Annotated in this window: 22 protein-coding genes; 9 read left to right on the top strand and 13 right to left on the bottom strand. The window is 69.3% G+C overall.

Features of this window, described 5'->3' with window-relative positions:
* Positions 1 to 150 precede the first annotated feature (150 nt).
* Entirely contained in the window at positions 151 to 657 is a 507-nt protein-coding gene (locus tag I2501_RS09885) for a DUF2617 family protein (protein WP_196193489.1), read from the bottom strand.
* A 408-nt stretch (positions 658 to 1,065) separates the two neighbouring features.
* Positions 1,066 to 2,175 (bottom strand): Lrp/AsnC family transcriptional regulator, encoded by a 1,110-nt coding sequence (locus I2501_RS09880; RefSeq protein ID WP_196193488.1) that lies wholly within the window; start codon positions 2,173 to 2,175, stop codon positions 1,066 to 1,068.
* Positions 2,176 to 2,333: 158 nt separating this feature from the next.
* Here I2501_RS09880 and I2501_RS09875 point away from each other — a divergent pair, with 158 nt between their 5' ends.
* Positions 2,334 to 3,407, top strand: coding sequence for an MFS transporter (locus tag I2501_RS09875; protein ID WP_196193487.1), 1,074 nt, complete (start codon positions 2,334 to 2,336; stop codon positions 3,405 to 3,407).
* 62 nt (positions 3,408 to 3,469) lie between these two features.
* Here the strand turns inward: I2501_RS09875 and I2501_RS09870 are convergent, their stop codons facing one another.
* Entirely contained in the window at positions 3,470 to 4,639 is a 1,170-nt protein-coding gene (locus I2501_RS09870) for a pyridoxal phosphate-dependent aminotransferase (protein ID WP_196193486.1), read from the bottom strand.
* Positions 4,640 to 4,785: 146 nt separating this feature from the next.
* On the opposite strand from I2501_RS09870, the gene I2501_RS09865 reads away from it, so the two are divergent.
* A complete protein-coding gene (locus I2501_RS09865; RefSeq protein ID WP_196193485.1) occupies positions 4,786 to 5,763 on the top strand; it encodes a zinc-binding dehydrogenase in 978 nt (325 codons plus the stop codon).
* Between the two features lie 144 nt (positions 5,764 to 5,907).
* Here the strand turns inward: I2501_RS09865 and I2501_RS09860 are convergent, their stop codons facing one another.
* Both I2501_RS09860 and I2501_RS09855 read right to left on the bottom strand, forming a co-directional pair.
* Positions 5,908 to 6,915, bottom strand: a complete 1,008-nt coding sequence (locus I2501_RS09860) for a L,D-transpeptidase (protein WP_328806304.1) — start codon at positions 6,913 to 6,915, stop codon at positions 5,908 to 5,910.
* Between the two features lie 116 nt (positions 6,916 to 7,031).
* A complete protein-coding gene (locus tag I2501_RS09855; RefSeq protein WP_196193484.1) occupies positions 7,032 to 7,592 on the bottom strand; it encodes a type III secretion system chaperone family protein in 561 nt (186 codons plus the stop codon).
* A 209-nt stretch (positions 7,593 to 7,801) separates the two neighbouring features.
* On the opposite strand from I2501_RS09855, the gene I2501_RS09850 reads away from it, so the two are divergent.
* A complete protein-coding gene (locus tag I2501_RS09850; protein WP_196193483.1) occupies positions 7,802 to 10,579 on the top strand; it encodes an FG-GAP repeat domain-containing protein in 2,778 nt (925 codons plus the stop codon).
* A 104-nt stretch (positions 10,580 to 10,683) separates the two neighbouring features.
* Here the strand turns inward: I2501_RS09850 and clpB are convergent, their stop codons facing one another.
* Together clpB and I2501_RS09840 are read right to left on the bottom strand one after the other, a co-directional pair.
* Positions 10,684 to 13,281 carry an ATP-dependent chaperone ClpB gene (gene clpB / locus I2501_RS09845; RefSeq protein WP_196193482.1) on the bottom strand — a complete coding sequence of 866 codons (2,598 nt, stop codon included), beginning with the start codon at positions 13,279 to 13,281 and terminating at the stop codon, positions 10,684 to 10,686.
* Positions 13,282 to 13,420: 139 nt separating this feature from the next.
* On the bottom strand, positions 13,421 to 13,921 hold the full coding sequence (locus I2501_RS09840) for an LURP-one-related/scramblase family protein (RefSeq protein WP_196193481.1): 501 nt from the start codon (positions 13,919 to 13,921) through the stop codon (positions 13,421 to 13,423).
* Between the two features lie 264 nt (positions 13,922 to 14,185).
* Here I2501_RS09840 and I2501_RS09835 point away from each other — a divergent pair, with 264 nt between their 5' ends.
* A complete protein-coding gene (locus I2501_RS09835) occupies positions 14,186 to 14,923 on the top strand; it encodes a TetR/AcrR family transcriptional regulator (RefSeq protein WP_196193480.1) in 738 nt (245 codons plus the stop codon).
* Positions 14,924 to 14,960: 37 nt separating this feature from the next.
* Here I2501_RS09835 and I2501_RS09830 read toward each other — a convergent pair whose 3' ends face one another.
* Positions 14,961 to 15,662 carry a hypothetical protein gene (locus tag I2501_RS09830; RefSeq protein WP_196193479.1) on the bottom strand — a complete coding sequence of 234 codons (702 nt, stop codon included), beginning with the start codon at positions 15,660 to 15,662 and terminating at the stop codon, positions 14,961 to 14,963.
* Positions 15,663 to 15,941: 279 nt separating this feature from the next.
* On the opposite strand from I2501_RS09830, the gene I2501_RS09825 reads away from it, so the two are divergent.
* Positions 15,942 to 16,190, top strand: coding sequence for a Smr/MutS family protein (locus tag I2501_RS09825; protein ID WP_196193478.1), 249 nt, complete (start codon positions 15,942 to 15,944; stop codon positions 16,188 to 16,190).
* Positions 16,191 to 16,385: 195 nt separating this feature from the next.
* Positions 16,386 to 16,853, top strand: a complete 468-nt coding sequence (locus tag I2501_RS09820) for an excisionase family DNA-binding protein (RefSeq protein WP_196193477.1) — start codon at positions 16,386 to 16,388, stop codon at positions 16,851 to 16,853.
* A gap of 96 nt (positions 16,854 to 16,949) precedes the next feature.
* Here the strand turns inward: I2501_RS09820 and I2501_RS09815 are convergent, their stop codons facing one another.
* The 3 genes from I2501_RS09815 to I2501_RS09805 form a co-directional block, all read right to left on the bottom strand.
* A complete protein-coding gene (locus tag I2501_RS09815) occupies positions 16,950 to 18,134 on the bottom strand; it encodes a methyltransferase domain-containing protein (protein WP_328806293.1) in 1,185 nt (394 codons plus the stop codon).
* Positions 18,135 to 18,605: 471 nt separating this feature from the next.
* The gene (locus I2501_RS09810; RefSeq protein ID WP_196193476.1) at positions 18,606 to 18,878 is read right to left on the bottom strand and encodes a DUF7848 domain-containing protein; all 273 of its coding nucleotides are present in this window, start codon (positions 18,876 to 18,878) and stop codon (positions 18,606 to 18,608) included.
* Entirely contained in the window at positions 18,878 to 19,141 is a 264-nt protein-coding gene (locus tag I2501_RS09805) for a hypothetical protein (protein WP_196193475.1), read from the bottom strand. The genes I2501_RS09810 and I2501_RS09805 overlap by 1 nt, the downstream gene beginning before the upstream one ends.
* A 181-nt stretch (positions 19,142 to 19,322) precedes the next feature.
* Between I2501_RS09805 and I2501_RS09800 the strand changes: the two genes are divergently transcribed.
* A complete protein-coding gene (locus tag I2501_RS09800; RefSeq protein WP_196193474.1) occupies positions 19,323 to 20,645 on the top strand; it encodes a hypothetical protein in 1,323 nt (440 codons plus the stop codon).
* Here the strand turns inward: I2501_RS09800 and I2501_RS09795 are convergent, their stop codons facing one another.
* On the bottom strand, positions 20,646 to 21,179 hold the full coding sequence (locus I2501_RS09795) for an NUDIX hydrolase (protein ID WP_196193473.1): 534 nt from the start codon (positions 21,177 to 21,179) through the stop codon (positions 20,646 to 20,648).
* A 333-nt stretch (positions 21,180 to 21,512) separates the two neighbouring features.
* Entirely contained in the window at positions 21,513 to 22,571 is a 1,059-nt protein-coding gene (locus I2501_RS09790; RefSeq protein ID WP_196193472.1) for an acyltransferase family protein, read from the bottom strand.
* A 529-nt stretch (positions 22,572 to 23,100) separates the two neighbouring features.
* Here I2501_RS09790 and I2501_RS09785 point away from each other — a divergent pair.
* Together I2501_RS09785 and I2501_RS09780 are read left to right on the top strand one after the other, a co-directional pair.
* Positions 23,101 to 23,580, top strand: a complete 480-nt coding sequence (locus I2501_RS09785; RefSeq protein WP_196193471.1) for an SMI1/KNR4 family protein — start codon at positions 23,101 to 23,103, stop codon at positions 23,578 to 23,580.
* 102 nt (positions 23,581 to 23,682) lie between these two features.
* The gene (locus I2501_RS09780) at positions 23,683 to 25,515 is read left to right on the top strand and encodes an NHL domain-containing thioredoxin family protein (RefSeq protein ID WP_196193470.1); all 1,833 of its coding nucleotides are present in this window, start codon (positions 23,683 to 23,685) and stop codon (positions 25,513 to 25,515) included.
* Positions 25,516 to 25,597 lie beyond the last annotated feature (82 nt).

Genomic DNA, 25,597 nt, shown 5'->3' with positions numbered 1-25,597 from the left:
CGGGCAACCACGTCGCCCACGGGAGTGGCGGTTCATCGTGTCGCCTTGACGTCTCGCACGCCTGTTCACACAACTCGCCTGCTCAGCCACGGCCTTCGAGCAGGTCGCTAGCACTTTCTTCCAGTTCCTACAGCCGTATTTGATGGATTGTCAGCCGAATGCGCGCAATGTTGACCGAGTACACACCAATTGACCCTCCTGCGGATATGCATGCCAGGTGCGCCACAGGATGCCACTCTCGTCACCGCCGGCCAGCAATGCGGTGAACGCATTCGGGTCGCCGGGGAACACCCCGGCAAGGCCGTGCGGATGGTTCTCCACCAGGGCAAGCAACTCCTGCGCCCGGCCTGCGAACTCGTGCGAGGAGAGGGTTTCGACCCGGGCCGCGAATTCGTACTCCCAGCCCCGGACGCGCTCGGCCACCCGGGCGGGCAAGGGGGTGCGGCGGCCCGGCAGACAAGCCACCGTCTCCACGCACTCCTCCTCCCCCGCACCCAGGATGACCTGGTGCGATGCGCCGAGCAGGCGGAGTTGGATGCTGTTCGGGCCGAGGTCCAGGTCCAATACGGCAAGTGCCGGAAGCAGGCTGCTGCCCAGGCACCAGGCCAGGTCACCAGCACGGGTGTCGGTGTAGTGGGTGTGGAGGGTGGTGAGCATTCTCGGCTCCGCGTACTCGGGTCCTTCGATGACGCCGTGACAGCCCTTGCGGCCTGTGGGCACGATGCTGCCGCGACGGAGGGACATTCGGGGGACTCAGGAAGCAGCGAAGCACGAATACTCCGTGTCCGTAGGGGATTTACCCATTTTCGCCGCGCCCCCATCACCAGTCCGTAGATTCTCGTCTGTGACCGGTCTGTGCCCGTGACGTGCCATGATCCGAGGAAGAGTTCCGGACATGTGCGTGCCGCCCATTCCCACGGCATATACATCCATATCTACGCCCGCCGTCTTCACCCTTCCGTGTGCCACCCGAACGGGGCGTTCCGCCGTCATCCGCACGCCCGGCATTCACCCGTACGCGTGAGCGCGGCGCGGTGCCTGGCGGGGCCTGGGCGTCGCCCAGGGTCAACTCCCAGCCCGCCGCAGCGGGCGGTGGGCGCCGCGCAGTGGCAGCGGGACGGGTCCGGGGCCCTTGACGTTGCGCATGACCGGGGCGGTCTCGACCTGACGGACCGCCGGCAACGCGGCGATCCGGGTGGTCAGGTAGGTGTAGAAGCCCTGGACGTCCGAGGTCAGCACCACTGCGTGCAGGTTGGTCGGACCGGTGGTCGCGCAGGCGTAGGCGACCTCGTAGTGCTCGGCCAACGCGGCGCCGGTGACGTCCAGTTCGGCGGGGGCGACGGAGAGCCAGAGCAGCGTGGCGTTGCGGATGCCGAAGATCCGCCAGTCCATGTCGAGGTCGAAGTAGAGCACGCCGGCCGCCTCCAGCTCGGCCATCCGACGGCGCACGGTGCTCGCCGACCAGCCGGTGGCGGCGGCGAGTTCGGTCAGCCCGGCCCGCCCGTCCACGGCCAGGACCTCGAAGAGCCGCCGGTCCGCGTCGTCGACGCTCACCGGGCCGGTCGCCGAACCCGTCCCCGAACCCGTCCCCCGACCCGTCCCCGGACCGGCCGCCGAGCCGGTGGGCGGCGGGAAGCCGCCCGGGCTCAGCTTCGCGACCTGTTCCGGGCTGAGCGCACCGGACTTGAGGGCGATGCTGTGCGCGCCGCCGAAGTACGTGTGCATCACGCAGTGCGCGCTCACCCCGACGACGCTCGGCGTGCGCGGCAGCCGTTGCAGCAGCAGGTTGTCGTGCTGCGCGTCCGGATGGGCCCGTGTGGTGCAGTTGATCTCCGCGCCGCCCGAACCGAGGCTGACCCAGGTGGTGTCCTCCCGCCTGGCCAGCGCGTCGGCCACGGCGGGCGCCGCACCCGGGATGCACTGCACCCGAACGTGCCAGCGCACCTCACCGAGCGCGGTCGCCTCGCTCAGGCCGAGCACGCGGACGCTGCCCCGGTCACGCAGCCGCGCGTACCGACGGGCGACGGTCTGGTCCGAGACGCCGAGCACCTCAGCGATCCGGCTGAACGGGGCGCGGGAGTCGAGCTGCAGCGCCTGCACCAGCTGCCGGTCCAGCTCGTCGTAGCCGTCCTCGGCGGCCCGGGCGGCGGCACGTGCGGAGATGTCGGTTTCCATGCTGCCAGCGTACGACGATGTCGGAATCTGTCAGCAGAGACGGATCGGCGTGGAGGTCGGGCAGCACGGCGCCGACACTGGAACACGCGACATCGCCCGATCACCCTGTCCTTCGCCCGTCCTGTCCTTCGTCCCTCCTGTCCGTCCCGGAGTCCTCCATGCGTAAGTGGATACCCCTGGCTGCCGTCTGCCTCGGCGCGTTCATGCTGCTGGTCGACGTCAGCATCGTGAACGTCGCCCTGCCGAAGATGGCGGCCGACCTCAACTCCTCGTTCACCTCGCTGCAGTGGGTCGTGGACATCTACGCCCTGACGCTGGCCGCCCTGCTGATGGCGCTCGGCTCGCTCGGCGACCGTGTCGGCCACCGCCGCCTCTACCTCACCGGCCTCGTCGTCTTCGCCGCCGCCTCGCTCGCGTGCGGGCTGGCGCCGAACGCGGCCACGCTGATCACCGCACGTGCCGTGCAGGGCATCGGCGGCGCGGCGATGATGACCTCGACCACCGCGCTGCTCGCCTCCGCCTACCACGGCCGGGACCGCGGCACCGCGTTCGGCGTCTGGGGCGCGGTCAACGGCGCGGCTGCGGCCGTCGGTCCGGTCCTGGGCGGGCTGCTGCTCTCGGCCGCCGCCTTCGCCGAACTGACCTACACCTCCCTGTGGTTGCAGGAGGCGCTGCGACTGAGCCCGCTCTCGGCGGGTCTCGCGGTGTCGCCGATGGCGCTCTCCGCCTTCGTGGTCGCCCTGGTCAGCGGCAAGGCGCTGCACAAGGTCACGCCGCAACTGCCCATCGGCATCGGGCTGCTGCTGATCGGCGGCGGAACGATGATGCTGGCCGCGGTCACCGCGTCCTCCGGCTGGACCGCGCTGCTTCCCGGACTGCTGATCACCGGCGTCGGCGTCGGCCTCTCCACACCGACGCTGATGTCGACGGCGCTGGCGGCGGTCCCGCCGGCCCGCGCGGGCATGGCCAGCGGCGCGCTCAACACGGCGCGGCAGCTGGGCTACGCGCTCGGCATCGCCGTGCTGGGCACGATCTTCCAGGGCCACTTCCACGGGTCCTCGCTGCGCGCGTCGTACGCCTCGGGCCTCGACCTGGTCTACCTGACGGCGGGCGGCACCGGCATCGTCGCCGGCCTCCTGGTCCTCGCCCTGGTCCGCCGCCACGTCGCCTCCGGCGCGGCAGCTGTGCACCTCCCCGAGCCCCGCTCGGAGGAGCAGGCCGTGCAGGTCTGACAGACAGCCAGTTGCAGGGGCGCGGGGCTCTGAGGCAGTGCAACGCCCCTTGGTGGGCAAAGTCAGGCGCGCAGGCGCTGCAACCGCTCCGCCGCGTCCTCCAGGACGGAGTCCTGCTTGCAGAAGGTGAAGCGGACCTGGCTGCGGCCCGCCTCCTTGTCGTCGTAGAAGACCGAGTTGGGGATCGCGACGACGCCGCAACGTTCCGGCAGGGCGCGGCAGAACGCGTACGCGTCCTTCTCGCCGAACGACGCGACGTCGGTGGTGATGAAGTACGTGCCCTGCGGCTCGTAGACCTCGAACCCGGCCGTGCGCAGGCCCGCGTCCAGCAGGTCGCGCTTGCGCTCCAACTCGGAGCGGAAGGTGGCGAAGTACGTGTCGGGCAGCCGCAGGGCCTCGGCGACCGCGTACTGGAACGGGCCTGCGGAGACGTACGTCAGGTACTGCTTGGCGGTGCGGACCGCCGCGACCAGTTCCGGTGCGGCGGTGACCCAGCCGACCTTCCAGCCGGTGAAGGAGAAGGTCTTCCCGGCCGAGGAGATCGAGACCGTGCGCTCGCGCATGCCCGGGAGCGCGGCGATCGGGCGGTGAACGGACGCGCCGAAGACCAGGTGCTCGTAGACCTCGTCGGTGACGACCAGCAGGTCGTGCTCGACGGCGAGGGCCGCGATCGCGGAGAGCTCGTCCGCGGTGAGGACGGTGCCGGTCGGGTTGTGCGGGGTGTTGAGCAGCAGCAGGCGGGTGCGCGGGGTGATCAGCGCGCTGAGCTCGTCCAGGTCCGGGCGGAAGTCGGGCGCGCGCAGCGTGAGCGGGACACGGGTGGCACCGGCCATGGCGATGCACGCCGCGTAGGAGTCGTAGAACGGCTCGAAGGCGATGACCTCGTCGCCCGGCTCCAGCAGGGCCAGCAGCGAGGCGGCGATCGCCTCCGTGGCACCGGCGGTGACCAGGACCTCCGTGTCCGGGTCGTAGCCGAGGCCGTAGAACCGCTGCTGGTGCTCGACGATCGCCTGCCGCAGCTCGGGGACGCCGGGGCCGGGCGGGTACTGGTTGCCCCGGCCCTCCCGCAGCGCGCGGACCGCCGCCTCGCGGACCTCCTCCGGACCGTCGGTGTCCGGGAAGCCCTGCCCGAGGTTGATCGAGCCGGTCGCGGTGGCCAGCGCCGACATCTCGGCGAAGATCGTCGTCCCCATGCCCGCCAGACGGCGGTTCAACAGCGGCCTGTTGCTCATGAGCGCAGCATAGGGCCTGCCTGTGACTGCTGGGCGGCCCCGGCGAAAGGTCCCAGCCGAGATCGGTCCGACGACCGAGGCCGTCACCGTCCTGGGCGCGTAGCGTCCGAAGCGACGGAAGTTCGACGGGACGAAGGGACGGCGCGATGCTGGCGAGCGTGGTGCGGGAGTACGGCGGGCCGGAGCAACTGCGGCTGGAGAGCGTGCCGGACCTCGTCCCGGGGCCGGGCGAGCTGCTGGTGCGGGTCGAGGCGGCCGGGGTGCAGTTCGTGGAGACGCAGGTGCGGGCGGGCCTGATGGCCGGGACGCCGCTCGCGCCGCCCGTGCTGCCCTGGGTGCCGGGAAACGAGGTCGCGGGGACGGTGGCGGCGACCGGCGAGGGCGTCGATCCGTCGCTGGTCGGCGCACGGGTCGCCGGACGGACCCAACAGGGCGGCGGCTACGCCGAGTCGGCGCTCCTGCGCGAGCAGGACATTCATCGGATCCCGGAGTCGCTCGGCGCGGCCGCGGCCGTCTCCCTGCTCGGCACCGGGCGGACGGCGGTCGGCCTGACCGAACTGGCCGAGCTGGGCCCGGACGACGTGGTGCTGGTGGAGTCGGCCGCGAGCGCCGTCGGCACGCTGCTGCTGCAGCTGGCCCGGCAGGCCAGCGTCCGCCAGGTGGTCGGACTGGCCCGCGGCGAGCGGAAGTTGGCGCTGGCCGAGGAGTTCGGCGCGGACACCGTCCTGGACTACGCCGAGCCCGGCTGGTCGTCCGCGCTGCACGAGGCGGGAGTCAGCGTGGTCTTCGACGGCGTTGGGGGCGCCATCGGCCGGGAGGCGTTCGAACTGCTGCGTCCCGGAGGCCGGTTCGTCGCCTTCGGGTTCAGCAGCGGCGTGGGCACGGCGATCGCGCCGGGCGAGGCCGAGCAGCGCGGCGTCACCAGCCTCGCCTACTGGGGCCCGCCGACCGGCGCACGCAGCCCGGAGGTCCAGTTCCGCCAGACCCGCGACCTGCTCGCCGCCGTCGCGGCCGGACGCATCCGGACGCTGGTCGGCCAGACCTTCCCGCTGCGGGACGCGGCAGCCGCCCATGCGGCGATCGAACGCCGGGAGACCGTCGGCAAGACCGTGCTGCTGCCCTGAACAAAAAGGAGACGGGCGGGGGGGGAAACCCCCCCGCCGGGGACCGGGATCAAACCCCAACAGTTAAGCTGTTGTAGGGCCGGTGCGTCAAGCGCACCGGCCGTCTCCGTGGATCAACCCTCAGCTGTTCAGCTGTTCTCGTGTTCAGCTCGTGGTCGTGGTGACCTGACCGGCCGCGCTGCCCGACAGCCAGTCGCTCCAGCTGAGGTTGAACGCCGCGTAGCCGTTGTCGCCGGCGGCCTTGCCGCGCGGGGAGCCGGAGATGGTGACCGGGTCGCCGACCTCGACGTAGTTGTAGTACCACTCGGCGTCGCTCAGCGACAGGTGGACGCAGCCGTGCGAGCCGTAGCTGTGGCCCGGGTACGGGTCGCCCGTCGAGTAGTGGACGTAGGTGCCGGAGAACGTCAGGTGGACGTCCCAGGGCAGCGTCAGGTCGTAGAAGTTCGGGTTGCTCTTGTCGCACGTGATGCCGACGCTGCAGGAGGTCATCCGGACCTCGGGCTGCTTGTCGATCACGGCCATGGTGCCGTCCCAGGACGGGAAGTCCGGGCTGCCCGCGTCGATCGGCATGGTCTTCACCAGCTGACCGTTGCGGTAGACCTTCATCGAGTGGCCGGGAACGCTGACCTGGGTCTCGGTGTCCGGGCCGATGGTGAAGCTGTGGTGGTAGTTGTGGGTGCCCCAACGACCGTTGCCGTCACCGACGTTGTCGAGATTGGCGTTGATCGAGACCTTGGTGCCCGACGGCCAGTAGCTCTGCGGCCGGAAGTCCACGCGGGTGTCGCTGTACCAGTGCCAGGCGCCGACGACCGGCGTCGACGAGGTCACCTTCAGCGCCTGCTCGACGGCCTTGCGGGCGGAGCTGGCGACCGGATTGGAGAAGACCACGGATATCGGCATCGCGACGCCGACCTGGGCCCCGTCCACCGGGGATATGGAATCCAGTTCGAGCGGCGGACCGGCCGGATGCGTCGGCGAGGGGCTGGCAGTCGGCTTGGCCGGCTGGCTCGCACTCGCACTCGCGCCGGCCACCGGCGAGGCCGACGTCCCCTTGGACGCCGCGGCGGAGGCGTTGCCCCCGCAGCCGCTCGCCCCGGCCAGCACAGCGCCGGCCAGCAGCGCCATCCCTATGGTGTTCTTGATCCGCCCCACGCGTCCCACGCCACCTGCTCCGCTCACGCCACATCGTCACCAGACGTCCCGACACGTCTACAGACTTCGAACCCTACGCAAGCGGTTGCAGGCAGCATGTAAAGCAAAGGTCAAGATTAGGACTCGGTGCTGTTTCCATCGTCATCGCCGGGCTGGTCACCGTCGGCGCCGTCCCCGTCGACCTCCTTGACCAGACCCAGGCGCTCGCTGATCCACTGGTTGAAGGTGACCGAGGCCTGGACCCAGTTGACGACCATGGCCGCGAAGTAGTTGATGTTCACGCCCATGCCGACGATCATCTGCGCCTCGCCGACCACGCGGAGCACACCGTCGTCCTGGGTGGCCGTGTAGACCTTCGGCCACAGCGTCTCGCGGTTCCACTCGTCCAGCGCCTCCAGCAGCTCCGGCTTGGCGCCGAGGTCGTGGGCGTGGTTGTAGAACGCACGGACCGCGAAGAGCTCCTTCTGCTCGCCGCGGAACATGAAGTAGACCTGGAACTCCTCCCAGGGGGCGACGACGTCGCCCTCGCCGTCCACGCCGTGCTTGAGCTCCATCTGGTTCAGCAGCTGCTTGACCAGCTCGGCGTCGGGGACGACGACCGGCGGCGGCCCCTGCTGCGGCTGCGGCTGCGGGTTCGGCCCGCCGAAGTTGGGGATGGCGGACGGGTCGATGCTCACGAGAGAGGTTCCCTTCGGGATTACGGCTTGCCGGTCTTCATCCTGCCTCACCCAGGGGTGCATCGCCCAGTGTCACCACCCCCTCGGAAGGGGCCGGAACGGGGTTGACGCTGCCGCTATGCTCCCGTTGCTCCGTGCGCGGACACAGGGAGAACCCGCCGGAGCAGGGGAGGGTGGGGATCTTTATGCGTATGCCCGGAAGACGGCGTTTGAGCCTCGCGATCGCTGTGGCGGCGCTGACGACGGCGACGTCGTTGTCGGGGACCGTCAGCGCGTCGGCGGACAGTGCGCCTCCACCGTCGGCGACGGTCAAGGACCTGATGGACATCGCACCTGTGGACGGCGCGCCGTCCGTCGGCACGCAGGGATTCGCGGCCGGAGCGACCGGCACGCTTTTCTCCGTGTCCGGGCAGTCCGGCTACAGCTGGCTGGACTACGCCTCCGGGGCGGTGACTCCGGTGACGGGGATGCCGACTCCGGCGAGTCAGGACGACGTCTTCCCGGTGGACGGCGACCAGGTCGCGGTCTGGGACGGCACGGCGGTGCACGTGGGCAACCCCGTCACGGGGCCCTGGACCTCGTGGACGCTCCCCGCTGGCACCGCACCCGTCTCGGTGCACGGATCCGAGGTGTTGACCCTGACGCCTGCCACCGGGGCCTACAACCTGTACTCGTTCGACGCGAACGGCACCGCGACAGCGATCCCGCTGCCGGTGCTGCCGACGGGTACGACCGCCGTGTACATGTACGGCGGCCCCGCCGGGATCGTCAGCGGCTTCGTCACGCCCGACGGCATCACGCATTGGGGCGTGATGGACTGGGCCACGGCCACGTACCACGAGCTCCGCTCGGCTGCGAACGGGTGGAACACCGCCGTCGAGATCGTCGGCAACGACGTCATCGTCCTCGCGCCGAACCCGGCTCCCAAGTCCACCGGGATGAAGGCCTACGTCTACCCCGCTGACCAAGTGCTCTCGGGTGCCACCGTCGTCCCGCAGAGCCCGAGTGCGGTGTTCCCGTACATCGTGAACTTCCGGGCGGTGGGCGACCACCTGGTCTACCTCAACTACCAGCAGCTGACGGACGTCCCGCTCAACGGCGGGGCACCGGTCGTGCTGGACAGCCACGCCGGTGCCTGGTCGTACGGCGACTCTGTCTCGCTGCTGACGACCGACCCCGCGCCGAACGACCCGACCCAGAACCACTACGTCGTGCGTCGCTGGACCCAGGCTGCCGACGGCAGCCTGACGAGCAGTCAGGTCTACGCTCCCGCGATCCCCCAGTCGCACATCTCGGTGATGTGGATGCAGAGCGGCGTGCTCGGCTACAGCCGCGACTGGCAGTCGTACTACTCCACCACGAACGTCCCCGTGACGCCCGGCCCAGGCAGTGCCTTCGTCACCGCTCCCGCCTCCCTGGCCCCGAACTGGGAGGTGCCCTCCGCCACGTCCGGGCTGCCCGCCGGATCGCTGGTCCAGGTCGACCGTTTCGGCCACACCCTCCGGACGATCAACACCGGCGGCGACTGCGTCCCCGCGGACTTCCAGCTCGCACAGCACTGGCTCTACTGGGATTGCGGCACGAACGCCGCGTCCGGGGTCTACGACCTGAACACCGGGCACAGCATCCCGCTGCCGTCCGGCGCTCCCGGCCTCTCCCGGGTCGGCGACGGCTACCTGCTGAACCAGGATCCGAGCACCGGCAACCTGCTGCTCACGGACTTCCACACCGGAACGGCCGCAGCGCCGGTCGTCGTCGGCACGGCGCGGCTCGCGTACGGCACCCCCGCCCCGGGCGCCAGCTGGACCGTCGACCCGACCACCGGCTACCTCGCCTACGAAGGAGCGTCCGACCGCACGATCCACGTGGTCGATCCGGGGATCCCGCACAGCCCGGTGACCGTGTCGCTCACCGGCTCCTCCGGAAGCACCCAAGCCGCGCTGACGCTGGACGGCGCCCTCTCGGAGCCGATCGGGGGCTGGCAGGCCTCGCTGGTGCGGAAGGCCACCGGCCAGACTGTCGCCCGCCTCAGCGGCGGAGGGGCGCACACGTCGTTCACCGGCACCTGGAACGGCCGCCTGTCGAACGGTCAGATCGCCTACAACGGCGCGTACACGTGGTCGGTGAGTGTGCTGCCGCTCGGGAGTTCCACCTACCAACCCGTGGGGACGCTCCCGGTCACCGTCTACGACGCGACCGTCGACAGGCACGTGTACAACGACGGTGCCGGCCCCGACCTGCTGGCGATGGCCAACTCGTCGGGCGGCAGCGTGTGGTGGACCACGTACAACGGCCGGATGTACCGCGAGAAGACCGCCTTCTGCGGGATCCCCGGGCGGACGAACGCTGACCTGCCGTACCGGACGATCATCCCGATCACCCATCAGACGGCCAACTGGGGCAACGACCTCCTCGCTGTCGGGGCGCAGGGAGGCCTGTACCTCTACTCGGAGATCCAGTCCACGGTGGACTGCCCGGAGAAGGACGCAGCCACGCTTGTCGGCACCGGCTGGGGCCAGTACACCAGCATCACCTCCCCCGGCGACCTGAACGGCGACGGCCACGACGACCTGGTGGCGCGGGACGCGAGCGGGACGCTCTGGTTCTTTGCGGGCTCGGGCGGCGGCAAGTTCCGTCCGAGGGTGCGCCTCGGAACCGGATGGAACATGTTCACCCACCTGATCGGCGCCGGTGACCTCACGGGCTCGGGAAGCGGCAGCCTGCTCGGAATCGACCGCTACGGGCGGATGTGGCGCTACGACGGCAACGGGCACGGCGGCCTGAAATCGGCGGTGTACCTCGGCTCCGGCTTCGGCTCGTACAACGCCGTGGTCTCCATCGGCGACTGGGACCAGAACGGCACCTACGACCTGCTGGCGCGGGACACCAAGGGCGTCCTGTGGTTCTACGACGGCACCGGCCATGGCACGTTCGCGGCGCGCAAGGAGATCGGCACCGGCTTCGGCGGCTACTGGGGTCTGTTCTGATCCACCAGCGCTGATCCAGCAGCGCTGACGGGCTGATGCCAGAGGGCCCGCACACAGGATGTGTGCGGGCCCTCGTCGTCGGTCGGGGACGACAGGCGGGGACGTCAGTCGGCCTTGCGGGTGACCGTCAGCTGGTCCGCGTCCTCGGCGGCGTCGACCAGGACGGTGTCACCGTCGCGGACGTCGCCCGAGAGGATCGCGCGGGCCAGCTTGTCGCCGATCGCCGACTGGACCAGGCGGCGCAGCGGGCGGGCGCCGTAGGCCGGGTCGTAGCCGGTGACCGCCAGCCAGTCGCGGGCGGCGGCGGAGACGTCGAGCGTGAGCCTGCGCTCCTCCAGACGGCGGCTGAGCGCCGCGACCTGGAGGGCGACGATCCGGCCCAACTCCTCGGTGGAGAGCGGGTCGAAGACCACGATGTCGTCGAGCCGGTTGAGGAACTCCGGCTTGAACGCGGTCCGCACCGTCTCCAGCACCCGGTCCTTCTTGGCCGCGTCGTCGAGCGACGGGTCGACCAGGTACTGCGAACCGAGGTTGGAGGTCAGGATCAGGATGGTGTTGCGGAAGTCCACCGTCCGTCCCTGACCGTCCGTCAGACGTCCGTCGTCCAGCACCTGGAGGAGGATGTCGAAGACCTCGGGGTGGGCCTTCTCGACCTCGTCCAGCAGCACCACCGCGTACGGACGGCGGCGGACCGCCTCGGTGAGCTGGCCGCCCTCCTCGTAGCCGACGTAGCCGGGAGGCGCGCCGACCAGGCGGGCGACGCTGTGCTTCTCGCTGTACTCGCTCATGTCGATGCGGACCATGGCCCGCTCGTCGTCGAAGAGGAAGTCGGCGAGCGCCTTGGCCAGTTCGGTCTTGCCGACGCCGGTCGGGCCGAGGAAGAGGAAAGAGCCGGTGGGCCGGTCCGGGTCGGCGATGCCGGAGCGGGAGCGCCGGACCGCGTCGGAGACCGCCCGGACGGCGGCGGACTGGCCGACCAGCCGTCGGCCGAGCTCGTCCTCCATCCGCAGCAGCTTCGCCGTCTCGCCCTCCAGCAGCCGTCCGGCCGGGATGCCCGTCCAGGACGCCACGACGTCGGCGACGTCGTCCTGGCCGACCTCCTCCTTGACCATGGACGAGGTGGTGGACTCGGTGCGCGCGGCGTCCTGCGCCTCGGCCAGCTCCTGCTCGGCGGCCGGGATGTCCGCGTACATCAGCCGGGAGGCCGTCGTGAAGTCGCCGTCACGCTGGGCGCGTTCGGCCTGGCCGCGCAGGCCGTCGAGGCGCTCCTTGAGCTCGCCGACCTTGTTGAGGCTGCCCTTCTCCTGCTGCCAGCGGGCGGTCAGCGCGCCCAACTGCTCCTGCTTGTCCGCGAGATCGCGGCGCAGTCGCTCCAGCCGGGTGACGGAGGCGGCGTCGGACTCCTTGGAGAGCGCCATCTCCTCCATCCGCAACCGGTCGACGGCGCGCTGGAGTTCGTCGATCTCGACCGGGGACGAGTCGATCTCCATCCGCAGCCGGGACGCGGCCTCGTCGACCAGGTCGATGGCCTTGTCCGGCAGGAAGCGGGAGGTGATGTAGCGGTTGGACAGCGACGCGGCGGCGACCAGGGCCGCGTCCGCGATCTGCACCTTGTGGTGCGCCTCGTAGCGGCCCTTGAGCCCGCGGAGGATCGCGATGGTGTCCTCCACGCTCGGCTCGCCGACCAGCACCTGCTGGAACCGGCGCTCCAGCGCGGCGTCCTTCTCGATCCGCTCGCGGTACTCGTCCAGCGTGGTCGCGCCGACCATGCGCAGCTCGCCGCGGGCCAGCATCGGCTTGAGCATGTTGCCCGCGTCCATCGCGGAGTCGCCGCCGGCGCCCGCGCCGACGAGCGTGTGCAACTCGTCGATGAAGGTGATGACCTGGCCCTCGCTGGCCTTGATGTCGTTCAGGACGGCCTTGAGCCGCTCCTCGAACTCACCGCGGTACTTGGCGCCGGCGACCATCGCACCCAGGTCGAGCGAGACCAGGCGCTTGCCGCGCAGCGACTCGGGCACGTCGCCCGCGACGATGCGCTGGGCCAGCCCCTCGACGACGGCGGTCTTGCCGACGCCGGGCTCGCCGATCAGCACCGGGTTGTTCTTGGTCCGGCGGGACAGCACCTGGACGACGCGGCGGATCTCCTGGTCCCGGCCGATGACCGGGTCCAGCTTGCCGTCACGGGCGGCCTGGGTGAGGTCGGTGCCGTACTTCTCCAGCGCCTTGTAGCTGCCCTCCGGGTCCGCGGAGGTGACCCGGGCACTGCCGCGGACCTCCTTGAACGCCTCCAGCAGCGCCTTGGCGGTCGCGCCCTCGGCCTTGAGCGCGTCGGCGGCCGGGCCACCCTCGGCGGCGAGGCCGACCATCAGGTGCTCGGTCGAGACGTACTGGTCGTCCAGCTCGGCGGCGCGGGCCGCGGCGTCGTTGAGCACCGCGACCGTCGGCCGGCCGAGCTGCGGCGCGGCGACCGTCGACCCCTGGGCGCTGGGCAGCGCCTGCACGAGCCGCTCGGTCGCCGCGCGCAGCCGCACCGGGTCGGCCCCGACGGCCTCCAGCAGCGGGCGGGCGATGCCTTCCGGCTGCTCCAGCAGGGCCAGCAGGACGTGGACGGGCATCACGTCCGGATTGCCCGCGCCCGACGCCTGCCGGATCGCCGCGGAGAGTGCCTCCTGGGCCTTGGTGGTGAGCTTGCTGGCGTCCACGTGTGTTCGGTCCTCCTCCGAGCCTTCACCTCATGTCTGCTCACTCAAGCATGACATAAGTTGAGTCTATTCCACTCAAGGTTATGGAAGGCGATGCTGTCAGCTGCTGCCAGTTGTCTCCGCTGGGACGATGCCGCCTTCAGTGGTGCTCCTCGGCGTCCAGGTGCTCGACGCAGACCGCGATGCTGAGCAGCAGCGGGACGTCCTCGCCGTCGGCGACGTCGATCGCGTAGTGGTCGCGAACGCTGAACCAGCTCTTGCTGACGACCGCGATCCGGCGGCCGTCCCGCTCCAGGTGGAACTCGTGGTCGGTGAAGTTGCCGACGATCTCGATCTCGCCGCCGCCGACCGAGCCGTCCAGCTCGGCGAGGTACTTGTCGTGGAAGACGGTGATCAGCTTCTTCTTCACCGTGGCGAGGTGCCCGCCGTGGTGCTGCTCGACGACCATGGCGTCGCGGACCGAGAGCAGCTTCTTCTTGATCACGGCCACCACCTCACCCGTGTGATGGTCCTTCAGCTCGAAGGTCTCGCGGACGCGGAGCGCCTTCCCGTCGACGAGGAAGGCCTTCTCGCCGTGCTCGGTGGTGATCCAGTGGTCGTCGCCGAAGCCGAAGATCCGCTCGCGCATCAGGAACTTCATGGTGCGTTTCCCCTCACTGGTACTCAGATCGGCGTCCCGGTCGGCAATCCGACCGGCGTCCCGGCCGACCGGGCGTCAGCGCCCATGCTTCCATCCGTCCGCAAACGACGCGCCCAGCATGAATCTGCGATCGACGATCGCAGTAATAGAATGCAAGGCGACCACACAGAGCCATGACGGCGCGCAGACCGAGCCATGGCGGCGGGGAGACGGAGTCATGGTTGTGGGGACAGGGGTCATGATGGCGCGGAGGAGGACAACCTGATGTCGGACAAGCCCGCCCGCCCGGCCGTCTGGCAACGTCCCGAACGCGGCGCACGCGGCCCCGCCCCCGAGCGCAGCCGCCCCCAGATCACCGCCGAGGCCGTGGAGTTGGCCGACGCCGAGGGTCTCGCCGCGGTCTCGATGCGCGCCGTCGCCCAGCGCCTGGGCACCGGCCCGGCCTCGCTCTACCGCTACGTCGCGAGCCGCGACGACCTGCTGGACCTGATGGCCGACACGGTCGCCGGTGAGATCGACCTCTCCGTCGCGCCGACCGGCGACTGGATCGAGGATCTGAGCGGGCTCGCCGTCCAGTCCAAGGCCGCCTACCTGCGGCATCCCTGGATGCTCGACCTGGCTGCCCAGCGGGGCCCGGTCCTCGGCCCGCGCGCGATCGACTACCTGGACCACGCGTTGGCCGTCCTCGCCCCCGCACCCGGCGACGGCCGCGCCAAGCTGGAGGCGATCGGCCTGGTCGGCGGCCTCGCCTCACTCTTCGCCCGGCAGGAACTCCTCGCCGCCTCCCCGGGCTCCGGCGCGGCTCCTGCGCCGCCGGCGCAGGGCGCCTACCTCGCCTCCGTCGCGGCGGAGGGCCGCCACCCGCACCTGCTCGCCGCCCTGACGGCGGCCGGCCCGCCTCCCGTCGACAGCCTCGCCGACGGCCCTGTCGACGGCCCGGCCGAGCGCGACGCGCTCTTCCGCAGGATGCTGCGGCGGGTGCTGCCGGGGCTGCTGGCGTGAGCTGGGCCCGCTGCTGAGGAGGCGACGGGGCCGGGGGTCAGCCGGAGACCCGGCCGACCTGCTGCTTGATCAGCGCCTCAGCCGCCGCCTTGTCCGGCGTGGCAGGCGCGAAGGTGATGACGTAGACGAGCGTTCGGCCGACCCGGGCGGCCTCCTTGGCCCAGGCGTTGCCCTGGGCGTCCAGCGTCGGGTTGGTCATGCCCATCCCGTTCACCCCGGGGTCCTGGTAGCCGGCCCCGGACGAGGTCTCTTCCTTCCAACTGTTGCTCAGCTCCAGGAGCATGCTCTGCGCGCCGGTGTCGGTGGCGAAGTCGACCAGCCACACCTCGTCCTGGGAGCCGTCCGCGGTGAACCAACCGTGCCGGGCCGCGCCGGTGAAGCCACGGCGCTGCACGCTCGGGGTCTCCTGCGCCCGGGCATCCGGCACGTAGAAGTTGTTGATGAAGTCGCTCAGGCCGAACGCGCCGGTCTTGCTCTGCGCCCACGGCCGCGCTCCGGCGGGGTAGGGGACCATCTCGCCGAGCAGCGCCTGCGCGTCCGCGGTCCCGGAGGCCGAGGAGGACGAGGAGGTCGAGGAGGTGGTCGACGAGGTCACAGAAGCTCCGCCCGTGGTGTTGCCGGTCGCGGACGTGGTGGGCGTTGCGGTGCTGCCGGCGCCCACGCTGATCACGCCGCATCCCGTCAACGAGCCCACCAGCGCGAGGCCGGCGACGGCACGGAGAAGACGGCTGCTGTTCATGAGGCCCCCCACGGACGAAGTCGGTCGATCGTTGATCAGGCCGATCAGGTCGATCAGGTCGATCAGGTCGATCCGCGGGCCATCATGGTCGACCGCACGCCGCTGACCTCGGGATCCCCGTCCTTCACACCCTTTCGCAACGGAACCGAGAGCAGTCGGCGACTGTTCCGACACCTGCCCCCACCAGCCCTCACCTGCCACGTCGCCCCGTCCGCCACCCGGGAGTACGTTCAACCCTGTGCCGACCCGGAGCCGGAGCGGAAAGGACCGACCTCACCCATGCGCAGCCTCGACCTGCACCCGATCTTCCGCAACAACCGCGACATCGAACTGATGCTCCGTCAGTTCCTCTTCTCCGCCGCCCAGTCCGGCGACCCGGTCGCCGAGATCATCCCGGGCAAGGGCTCCGGCCAGCTCAAGCGCCGCGTCCTGGCCTTCCTCGACCAGAAGCACATCCGCAAGCTCTACGCCCGCCACGAGCCCGACCCGAAGAACCCGGGCCGGATCCTCGTCCACTTCCGGGACTGAGGGGTCGTCCGATCGCTCCCCCTTCGACCGGTCTGCTCCCCACAGGCGCGACCGTCCGCACCTGCACCCAGCGCAGCAACTCCTCCAGTGAATCGCTCGCGTGAGCCTCCCAGCTGAGGCTCGTCGCGTTTCGCTGTTGCATTTACTGCGTTTGTTGCGAATAATTCAGTTGGGTGACTGGGGGGAGTGAACGTTATGGCCACCACCGCACAGAGCCGGAAGCTGGAACCCGGCGTCATCAACACGCAGGACGCCGAGCGCGCGCTGCGCCGGGTCAACGATTACCTCGCCTGCACCGAAGGCAGCGACGACGACATCCGCGTACACCTTGAGGTCGGCGCGCAGGACGAAACCCTGGTGCTGCCGCGACCCGTCGCCGAGATGTTCGCCGCGATGCTGGCGTCGCTGGCGAGCGGCAAGGGCGTACAGGTCCTGCCCGTGGACGCCGAGCTGACGACTCAGCAGGCCGCAGAGCTGCTCAACGTCTCACGGCCATACCTCATCGGGCTCCTGGACGAGGGCCAGATCCCCTACCGCCGGGTCGGACGGCACCGCCGCATCCGGTTCGAGGACCTCATGAGCTACAAGCGTGTGGACGACCAACGCCGTCACGACGCAGCGAACGCCCTGGCCCAGCTCGGCCAGGAGCTGGGGCTGGACTGAGACCATGGCCTTCGTCGTTGGCGCCGCTGGTGAGCGCATGCGAGTGCCCCGGCAGTTCCGCCACGGGGAGCGGAGTGCCGGGGTCGTATGGGCCCGTCAGGCTAAAAGGGCAGCCCTCAGGCTGTTCTCGGGTGCGTCGAACCAGACTTGCTGGCCAGTGTGGTCAACGGTCACACCGAAGCGGGACACCTCAGGCGTACCGAGGCTGTGCCACCAACTCAGGGCGTGCTCCACTTCGTTCCACAGACGACGGTTCCCGGACTGGTAGACCTCACCGGTTGCCGCGTCGGATCGGAAGACGGTGGCCGCCCACGAGTGGTCGTTGAGCGAGTAGAACCACGCCACCGTGGTCCCGTCGTCCTGCCGATGGACGAGGTGGGTGCAGTTCGGGATGCACAGGCCGGTGACGAACTGGGCGGTGTCGAACTTCCCTCCGAGCTCAGCGACAGACAACGGTGTCGTTGACCTCTCAGCGTCTCCGGGGAAGTTGGGCACGTACTCCTCGTGCCGGGGCCAGGCGAGACGCTGGGCGCGGATCTTCATGAACTCCACGAAGTCGGTGAAACGACCCGATGCGCTGCCGTCCTCCGCCTTGACGAGACGCAGAACCGCGTCTTGGGGCGCGTAGTCGGTGCCCCAAGGCGCGAGGATGATTCCTCCTGTCCGGGTTTGGTCGAGCCACGTTGGCGGGATCTGGCGTACTCCCGCGGTCGCGATGATGCGGTCGTAGGGGGCACCGCTGACCCAGCCGTCGCGGCCGTCGGCGCAGATGAGTTCTGGGTCGTATCCGGCCGCAGACAGGGCGAGTCGTGCAGCGGTGGCCACGCCGGGGTCAATCTCGACGGACACTACATTCGCGCTGCCTAGACGCTGGCACAGGAGCGCGGCGTTCCAGCCGGTGCCGGTGCCGATCTCCAAGACCCTCATCCCGGATTCGACGTTCAGGTCTCGCAGCATCGAGGCCACCACCGAGGGCATTGACGCCGAGCTGGTGGGAACTGACCCGGCTTTCATTCCGCGGTGCTTACCGTCGTCCCACTGCGTTACCAGCGGCACGTTCGCGTGGGCCTCCCGCATCCAGGCGTTGGGGTCCTTGACGCGGTCCACGGCGGTGCTCTGGCCGGTCGCCATGTCGTGTGACCAAAACAGCGGGGGCAGGAACAGGGCACGGGGCACGGCTTGAAAGATGTCGCTCCAGTCCTCTGTCAGAACGCCGGCGTTGAGGAGGAACCGCCCCAGTGCGTCACCGGGGCGGCTCTCCGACTTACGGTCGTGCGTCACTTGCGGTGGCCTCCATCGCCAGGCGGCGAGCTGCCGTCAGGGGACGGCGGCGGGGGTGGCGGGGGCGGTGTGATCGGCGCGGGGTTACCCCCGTGCCCTCCGTTGTCGGCCATAAGCCCTCCAGGGCATCTGATGGTTCCCAGACTCACGAGCGTGAGCCGGGTCTTGCAACCCGCTTCGGTCCGCTGTGGGGGACTTAGCGGCCGTCGCGGGAGTCAGGGGGTGGTTCGGCGGTGAGGAGGTGCGGGGCGGTGTCAGGCGCAGTGCGAGGAGGACGCGGGCGCGGGCTGGATGAACTCCAGGTGCTGGCGGGGTCGAACCATGACAGAGCTTCCGCTGGGAGCTGACGCTTGGCCTCAGCTCGAACGAGTTGGAGCGCTTCCCTGCTGCGTCGCGCCGTCATGACGCCGATGCGCATTCGTTCCGCCCGACTCCAGAGTTGAAGGCGTCGTTGTCTGGAGTGGTCCGAGGTCACAACCACATCCCTGCCTCTGACCGGATCACCCTGCGTGTGATCTGCTCGAAGATCTCGTGACCCGTCCGGGCCTGATGTGTGGCGATCCACCGGACCAGTTCGTCAGTGCTGAGCACATCACCGGAAGCGGCACCGCAGTCCGCCTCGGCCCCGGTGACGCACTCTGCACTGGAGATCGTCGCGCTCAACTCTTCACCCTGAGTGAGTGTTTGAGCGCCGGGGACGGGCACGGTGTATTCCCGGAAGCGCAGACGTGTGGTCGCGCCCATCACAGCCCCCAGCGGCTCTGTCGGTTGGCCGCCTGGACCCTGGCTCTTAGCTCCTCGTAGCGCTCGGCCGGGTGGAGGCTTTCGAGCCGGGCGCTCCACTCGTGCCCGCCACCAACGGGCCGAAGCCAGTAGCGATCGTCATGTTGCGTCATCGACCGGAACTCGCCGACCTTGTCCTTGACCGCGTCATAAAGCAGCGCGCCCGCCTGTGGCGGCTCCGACCACTCGTGCGCCGGGAGTGCGGCTGTGTTGCTGCGAGTCATCGGGATGACCGCCCTCCGAATCCGCCGGGTTCCTCCGGGCCTGTCCTCGGAGTAACCCCAGGATTGCTGGCAGGGAGGTGGCGGGCTAAGGGCCACATGTATACCCACCATGGGTAAACTCGCGGTCGGTTAGGCTATGTGACACCGCGTTACTACTGTGCTGGTGCTGGGGGTACCGGACATGACCGAATCCATGCCTACGCCGGGCCTGCCGAGTCGACTGCTGGCCGATCCCGAGATGATCGCCGCGTGCAAGGTTCGGGACTTCGCGGACATCTTCCGATTGGCCAAGGTCAAGGCCGGTTTCTACCCTTCACGGATTGCCCGACTCTGCGAGCTGACCCCAAGCCGCGTCGGGGAGGTCATCGCGGGCTCCCGGAAGATCACCAATATGACCGTCATCGAGCGGATCGCGGACGGTCTCCGTATCCCCGGCCACATGGTCGGCCTCACGCCGCGAGACTGGGAGCAGCCCACCCCCAGCCGGGCCACCGAGTCGAGCACTCCAACCACGGTAGTGGCGGCCACGGTAGTGGCGGCCACGGATCCCACGCCGCCCAGCCGAGAGCTGGATGACATCCTCGCCATTGCGGCCGGCACTCGTGCTACACCAGCGGTGCTCCGGTCCCTTCAATCCTCCATCGAGGACTACTGGCGTCGCGACGATGAGCACGGCGGAGAAGCTCTCCGTCCGGCCGTGCTCGGGCAACTGGGCTACGTGCTGGAGATACTTCGCGACGCCACAGATCCCAACTTCCGGCGGAGCCTGCACGGCATCGCGGCCGAGCTTGCTCGCCTCGCGGGCTGGACCTACTTCGATGCTCGGCAGTACAGCGCGGCACGGGGCTACTTCACCGATGCTCTTCGTCTTGCGCGTGAGATCAACGATCGGCCGTTCATTGCCAACGTGCTCTCCTGCCTCAGCCTCCAAGCCACTTACGAGGACAAGGACCAGGACGCCATCACCCTTGCCCAGGCAGCACAGGACAGCGCGCGACTCTACGGCGGCACTCCGAGGCTGATGGCGATGCTGTCCATGCGCGAGGCGTTCGGCCACGCCAGCGCCCGGGACCAGGCGGCCACCCACCTGGCCATTGAGGACGCCCATCACCACTTCAGCAGGATCAACCCCGGGGACGACGATCCTGCCTGGGTCCAGTACTTCGATCAGACGAAGCTCACGGTAGACACCGGCATCGCTCTGAGTCAGCTGGGCGACGCGACAGCGGCGCAACCTCTGATCGAGCAGGCGCTACGAAGCGAACCGGTCACGAACCTACGAGGGCGCGCGTTCCACTCCTTCTGGCTCGCGCGAACACAGCTGCAAGCCCAGGAACTTGAGCTCGCATGCACCACGGCGGGGGCGGCGCTGGACCTAGCCGCAGAAGCCGCCTCTCCCCGAGTGTTCGCCCACCTCCAGGAGTTCCGCCAGTCGCTCGCGCCTTACCGATCAGCTCAGCCGGTCGCCGAGCTCTCGGCGCGCATCCGAGACATCGTCCGTTGACTACAGCCCAGCCTCATCGAGCAGGAGGTACAGCACGCCGACGAGCGATCCACTGCTGACGATCTCTCGGCGGTCGATCATCCCGCGCAACGCGGACAAGGGAATCCACTCGATCCGGTCCGACTCGTTCTTCTCGCTCGGCGGCCCGACGTATTCAGCGGCGTCAGCCCGGAAGACGAAGTGCTCTGAGTCGGTGATCCCGTTCGCGGGCTGCGCGTAGATCAGGGGCTTGACCTCAGCGGTCCGCCAACCCGTCTCCTCCAGGACCTCGCGGGCCGCGGCCTCGGCCGGGCTCTCGTCCGCCTCGATCAAGCCCATGGGAAGCTCCCAGGCCCACGAGTCGGTGATGAACCGGTGCCGCCACATCATCAGCACCTCACGCCGGTCATTCACCACGGCAGCCACCGCCAGGTGGCGCAGCTTCAGCACGTGGTGCTCCCACCGGTGCCCGTCCGGCTGCTCGACGTCGACCAACCACACGTTCACCCAAGGGTTCTCGTAGATCGGACGTTCCCCGTGGATCTTCCACTGCATCGCTAGCGACCCCTCTCACTGGACCCTCAGCATGTCAGACCCAAGGGCCCACCCCGTCGCCACCAGATGAATTCGCGTCAGAGTGACGAATGCCAGCGGGTGGGTGGGCTAGATGACTCGAACCAGTCAGCGATGTGCTCCGCCACACTAGAGCCCGCCAGGCATTGAGTACCGCCATAGCAGTCTGGCGGTCATTCCCCTGTCATGGACGAGGCGACGGCGACCGGATGGGACCGACTCGGTTGCAGCTTGAGTGTCCTGGGCTGATCGGTACGCCGCGGGTCAAGCTGGTGGTATCTCCCGCGAAGCAATGTGCTGATCTCGCGGGCGCCGCTACCGGGCCACTTCGGTGGGAGCTTTGAGTGCGCGGGCGAGTCGCTGGCGCAAGTAGCGACCGAGGGGCTTCTCGACGAGTCGGTGGATCAGGTAGGAGAGCAGCAGCATCGAACCGACGGTGACCAAGATCCGGCCCCAGACGCCGAGCCAGCCGACGTGCAGGGTGAGTTCCTCGCCCATGGGGACACCGATGGCCTGGTGGACGAGGTAGAACGGGTACGTGAGCGCCCCGGCGGTGACGAGCCAGCGCCACTGGACCCGCGCGAGGGGGCCGATGGTGGCCAGCATCAGCAGGACGAGGAAGCCGGTCAGCAGCGCGGCGGCGACGGTCCACGAGCAGAGCACGTTGGTGCCCCAGTCAGCAGGGTGCCCGTTGAGCCGGTCCTGCAACATGACCAACTCGTAGGCCCAGGCTGAGCCAAGCAGCGTCCACAGCATCAGGTTCTGGCCGAAGCGGTACATCAGGTAGACGGCCATGCCCGCGACGAAGAGCCCGGTGTAGTCGCTGAGGACGAAGTCGTCGAGGAAGGTACTGTGGGTCTCCTGGACGACATAACCGGCGACGAGCCAGACGGCACAGAAGCCCATCATGCGCTGGTAGGTGGTGCCGAAGGCGAGCACGGCGGCCATCAGCAGGTAGAAGTGCGCCTCCACATTCAGCGTCCAAGCGACCCCGTCGAGCAGGTTGATGTGCAGGGAGCCTGGGAACATGGTGAGGTTCGCCAGCACGATCCGCGGGTGGATCACGGACGCGATGTTGTGCGTCTGCATGGGGATCAGCGCGATCCGGGCCACGATCAGCACAATTGCGCACCAGTACGCCGGATAGAGCCGGGATATCCGGGAGACAGCGAATTGCCCCGGAGTGCGACCCCAACTGCTCATGCAGATTACGAATCCACTGATTACGAAGAATGCCTCGACTCCGAGCCACCCGTACATCAGCGCGTGATGCAGCGGATAAGCGAAATCCAAGGGAGAAACGCCCCATTGGGCCGGGGTCTTGATCCCGAGGTAGTGGTAGCCGGCGACCGCAAGGGCGGCAATCAGCCGCATGCCGTCCACCACTGCGAGGCGGGGCGCGCGCTGGCGGGTAGTCAGAGGGTTAGGGGTGTCCTGAGCAGGCGTCGGGCCGGGTGCTTCGACCGGCGACAGAGCCTCAGCTATGTGGTTGGACAAGTCTCCCCCTGGACCGCTTGCTCGGGCGCTTCCGCCCCTCCCCAGGCACGGCCGTGGGCCTCCGGAACGCGCGAGCAACTCGTTGCGCGGCATCCTTTTTGTACGGAGCGGAATTATGACAGGGGCAGCTTGCCTGTTGCTGCAGAGACTGTCAATTCGCCCCTGATCTGTGGCGAAATTGCCAGAAAGGCCACTTAGCGTTGATTTGCCCGGTGTATCTATTGAGTGCTGATTTCCTTGCATAAGGATGGTCTATGGGCGCGGCGCGGCCTCGGCCGGAAGGCCGGATCGAGACGGGATAGCAGGGCAGCCAGTCACCCACAGTGTCCCGAGCACCAATCCGGCGGGTGTCAGGGCCAGCCTTTACGCTGCGCGCGAAGCAGACAGCGAAGCAAGGGAGCAGTTCATGACCGACCTGTCATCGATTGCGGCTTTCCTAGGGCAGCCAGCTCCCGCAGATGCCCTCGACTCTTACGACGAGTTGGAAAGAAAGTGGGGGCTGCGACTGCCCGAAGACTTCAAGGACCTCACCCTCGCCTACGGGGACCAGTCAATTGCTGGCTACCTCACGATTTTCGGCCCGGAGCTCTACCGCGACGGTCACCCCGAGAGCATGCGAGACAGCCTTGAGCAGTCGCGATACATCCCCCACCCCATCCTCCCCAGCGATGGGGGCATGCTGCATTGGGGCCACACTCCCTACTCCGACCAGCTGTTTCTCGTGCCCCGGCCGGACGGTAGGTGGACAGTCTCCGCATGGGTGCTCAGTCACGCCGAGTGGATCGACTATGAGCTGACCTGCGTCGAGTGGCTGCGCGGTGCCCTGGCCGAGGAGGTCGCTGCTGAGTGGCTTCCCGCCTGGGATGGCAACTTCGATCTCGAATAGCCTGCCGCCCCGACTGGCGAGGCGACCAGGTCACTCGATGATCGGGCCATTGCGCGACACCTGTCGGAATGCGTCCGCACCCCGATGCGGTTGGATGCAGGTATGGCTTCACGTGCACGCGTACGCGCCCCCGAGCTGGTCGGCAAGGGCGGATGGATCAACACCGGTGGCAAGGACCTCACCCTCGCGGACCTGCGAGGTAAGTGCGTCATCGTAGACTTCTGGACCTTCTGCTGTATCAACTGCCTCCACGTCCTCGACGAGCTGCGGGAGTTGGAGGAGGCACACCGGGACACGCTGGTCATCGTCGGGGTGCACTCGCCGAAGTTCGTGCACGAGGCCGAGCATCAGGCCGTCGTCGACGCTGTGGCGCGGTACGAGGTGGAGCACCCCGTGCTGGACGATCCCGAGCTGGCGACGTGGAAGCAGTACGCCGTGCGGGCGTGGCCGACGCTGGTGGTGATCGATCCCGAGGGGTACGTCGTCGCGCAGCATGCCGGGGAGGGGCACGCGCACGCCATCGGCGCGCTGGTCGCCGAGCTGGAGGCGGAGCACGAGGCGAAGGGGACGCTGCGGCGCGGGGACGGACCGTACGTCGCGCCCGAGCCGGTGGCCGGGGCGCTGAAGTTCCCCGGGAAGGCCGTGCGGCTGCCCGGAGGCGGGTTCCTGGTGGCGGACTCCGGGCACCACTCGCTGGTCGAGTTCGCCGAGGACGGGGAGACCGTCGTCCGGCGGATCGGCAGCGGGGAGCGCGGCTTCGTCGACGGGAAGGCGGAGGACGCGCGGTTCAGCGAGCCGCAGGGGCTCGCCCTGGTGGAGGGCGGGGTCGAGGGCCGGTCCTACGACGTCGTGGTGGCCGACACGGTCAACCACGCGCTGCGCGGCGTGAACCTCACCACCGGTGAGGTCAGCACGCTCGCCGGGACCGGGCGACAGTGGTGGCAGAACTCCGCGACCAGCGGTCCCGCACGTGAGGTGGATCTCTCCTCGCCGTGGGACGTGGCCTTGTTCGACAGCCGGGTGTGGATCGCGATGGCGGGCACGCACCAGCTGTGGAGCTACGACCCCGCCGCCGACACCGTCCAGGTCGAGGCAGGGACCACCAACGAGGGGCTGGTCGACGGCCCCGCCGCCGAGGCGTGGTTCGCGCAGCCGTCCGGGTTGGCCGTGGCGGCGGACGGGAGCCGGCTCTGGGTCGCGGACTCGGAGACCTCCGCCGTGCGCTGGGTCGACGCGGGGACGCACGAGGTGCACACTGCCGTCGGCACCGGCCTGTTCGACTTCGGGCACCGGGACGGGGCCGCCGACCAGGCGCTGCTGCAGCACCCGCTGGGGGTGACCGTGCTGCCCGACGGCTCAGTCGCCGTCGCCGACACGTACAACCACGCGCTGCGCCGCTTCGACCCCGAGTCCGGCCAGGTCAGCACGCTCGCGACCGACCTGCGCGAGCCGTCGGGCACGGTCGTGGACGGGGACGAGATCGTGGTGATCGAGTCGGCCCGGCACCGGCTGACCCGGCTGCGGCTACCCGAGGAGGCGGTCCGGGTCGAGGCCGCCGCGCACCGGACGCAGCGCCCAGCCACGGAGGTCGCGCCCGGGACGCTGACGCTGGACGTCGTCTTCACGCCGCCGACCGGCCAGAAGCTGGACGAGACCTACGGCCCGGCCACCCGACTGCTCGTCAGTTCCACTCCCCCGGAGCTGATCAGCACAGGTGCGGGCGCGGATACAGGGCTGCGCCGCGAGCTGACGCTCGACCCCGAAGTCACCAAGGGCGTGCTGCACGTCTCGGCGATGGCGGCGTCGTGCGACGCGGACCCGGCGATCGAGTTCCCGACCTGCCACGTGCACCAGCAGGACTGGGGCGTGCCGGTCAAGGTCACCGAAGCAGGGACCGCGCGCCTCGCGCTGGTGCTCGCCGGGATGGACGACTAGCCGGAATGGACAAGCAATAGGGCTTGTCGCACGAGAAGGGGCCGGGCAGGTGCTGCCCGGCCCCTTCCGCGCGCGGCGGCGC

The organism is Streptacidiphilus fuscans, from assembly GCF_015690355.1.
In the GTDB taxonomy this organism is placed as follows: domain Bacteria; phylum Actinomycetota; class Actinomycetes; order Streptomycetales; family Streptomycetaceae; genus Streptacidiphilus; species Streptacidiphilus fuscans.
Note: the sequence above shows the minus strand (reverse complement) of the source record. Positions and strands in the feature narration are given on the sequence as shown.

Coding starts and splice junctions, on each gene's coding strand:
- I2501_RS09885 (WP_196193489.1), bottom strand. CDS start 657: ATGCTCACCACCCTCCACACCCACTACACCGACACCCGTGCTGGTGAC.
- I2501_RS09795 (WP_196193473.1), bottom strand. CDS start 21,179: ATGCAGTGGAAGATCCACGGGGAACGTCCGATCTACGAGAACCCTTGG.
- I2501_RS09790 (WP_196193472.1), bottom strand. CDS start 22,571: ATGCGGCTGATTGCCGCCCTTGCGGTCGCCGGCTACCACTACCTCGGG.
- I2501_RS09805 (WP_196193475.1), bottom strand. CDS start 19,141: ATGACTCGCAGCAACACAGCCGCACTCCCGGCGCACGAGTGGTCGGAG.
- I2501_RS09865 (WP_196193485.1), top strand. CDS start 4,786: ATGCTGGCGAGCGTGGTGCGGGAGTACGGCGGGCCGGAGCAACTGCGG.
- I2501_RS09835 (WP_196193480.1), top strand. CDS start 14,186: ATGTCGGACAAGCCCGCCCGCCCGGCCGTCTGGCAACGTCCCGAACGC.
- I2501_RS09785 (WP_196193471.1), top strand. CDS start 23,101: ATGACCGACCTGTCATCGATTGCGGCTTTCCTAGGGCAGCCAGCTCCC.
- I2501_RS09820 (WP_196193477.1), top strand. CDS start 16,386: ATGGCCACCACCGCACAGAGCCGGAAGCTGGAACCCGGCGTCATCAAC.
- I2501_RS09880 (WP_196193488.1), bottom strand. CDS start 2,175: ATGGAAACCGACATCTCCGCACGTGCCGCCGCCCGGGCCGCCGAGGAC.
- I2501_RS09870 (WP_196193486.1), bottom strand. CDS start 4,639: ATGAGCAACAGGCCGCTGTTGAACCGCCGTCTGGCGGGCATGGGGACG.
- I2501_RS09875 (WP_196193487.1), top strand. CDS start 2,334: ATGCGTAAGTGGATACCCCTGGCTGCCGTCTGCCTCGGCGCGTTCATG.
- I2501_RS09830 (WP_196193479.1), bottom strand. CDS start 15,662: ATGAACAGCAGCCGTCTTCTCCGTGCCGTCGCCGGCCTCGCGCTGGTG.
- I2501_RS09800 (WP_196193474.1), top strand. CDS start 19,323: ATGACCGAATCCATGCCTACGCCGGGCCTGCCGAGTCGACTGCTGGCC.
- I2501_RS09825 (WP_196193478.1), top strand. CDS start 15,942: ATGCGCAGCCTCGACCTGCACCCGATCTTCCGCAACAACCGCGACATC.
- I2501_RS09840 (WP_196193481.1), bottom strand. CDS start 13,921: ATGAAGTTCCTGATGCGCGAGCGGATCTTCGGCTTCGGCGACGACCAC.
- I2501_RS09810 (WP_196193476.1), bottom strand. CDS start 18,878: ATGGGCGCGACCACACGTCTGCGCTTCCGGGAATACACCGTGCCCGTC.
- I2501_RS09780 (WP_196193470.1), top strand. CDS start 23,683: ATGGCTTCACGTGCACGCGTACGCGCCCCCGAGCTGGTCGGCAAGGGC.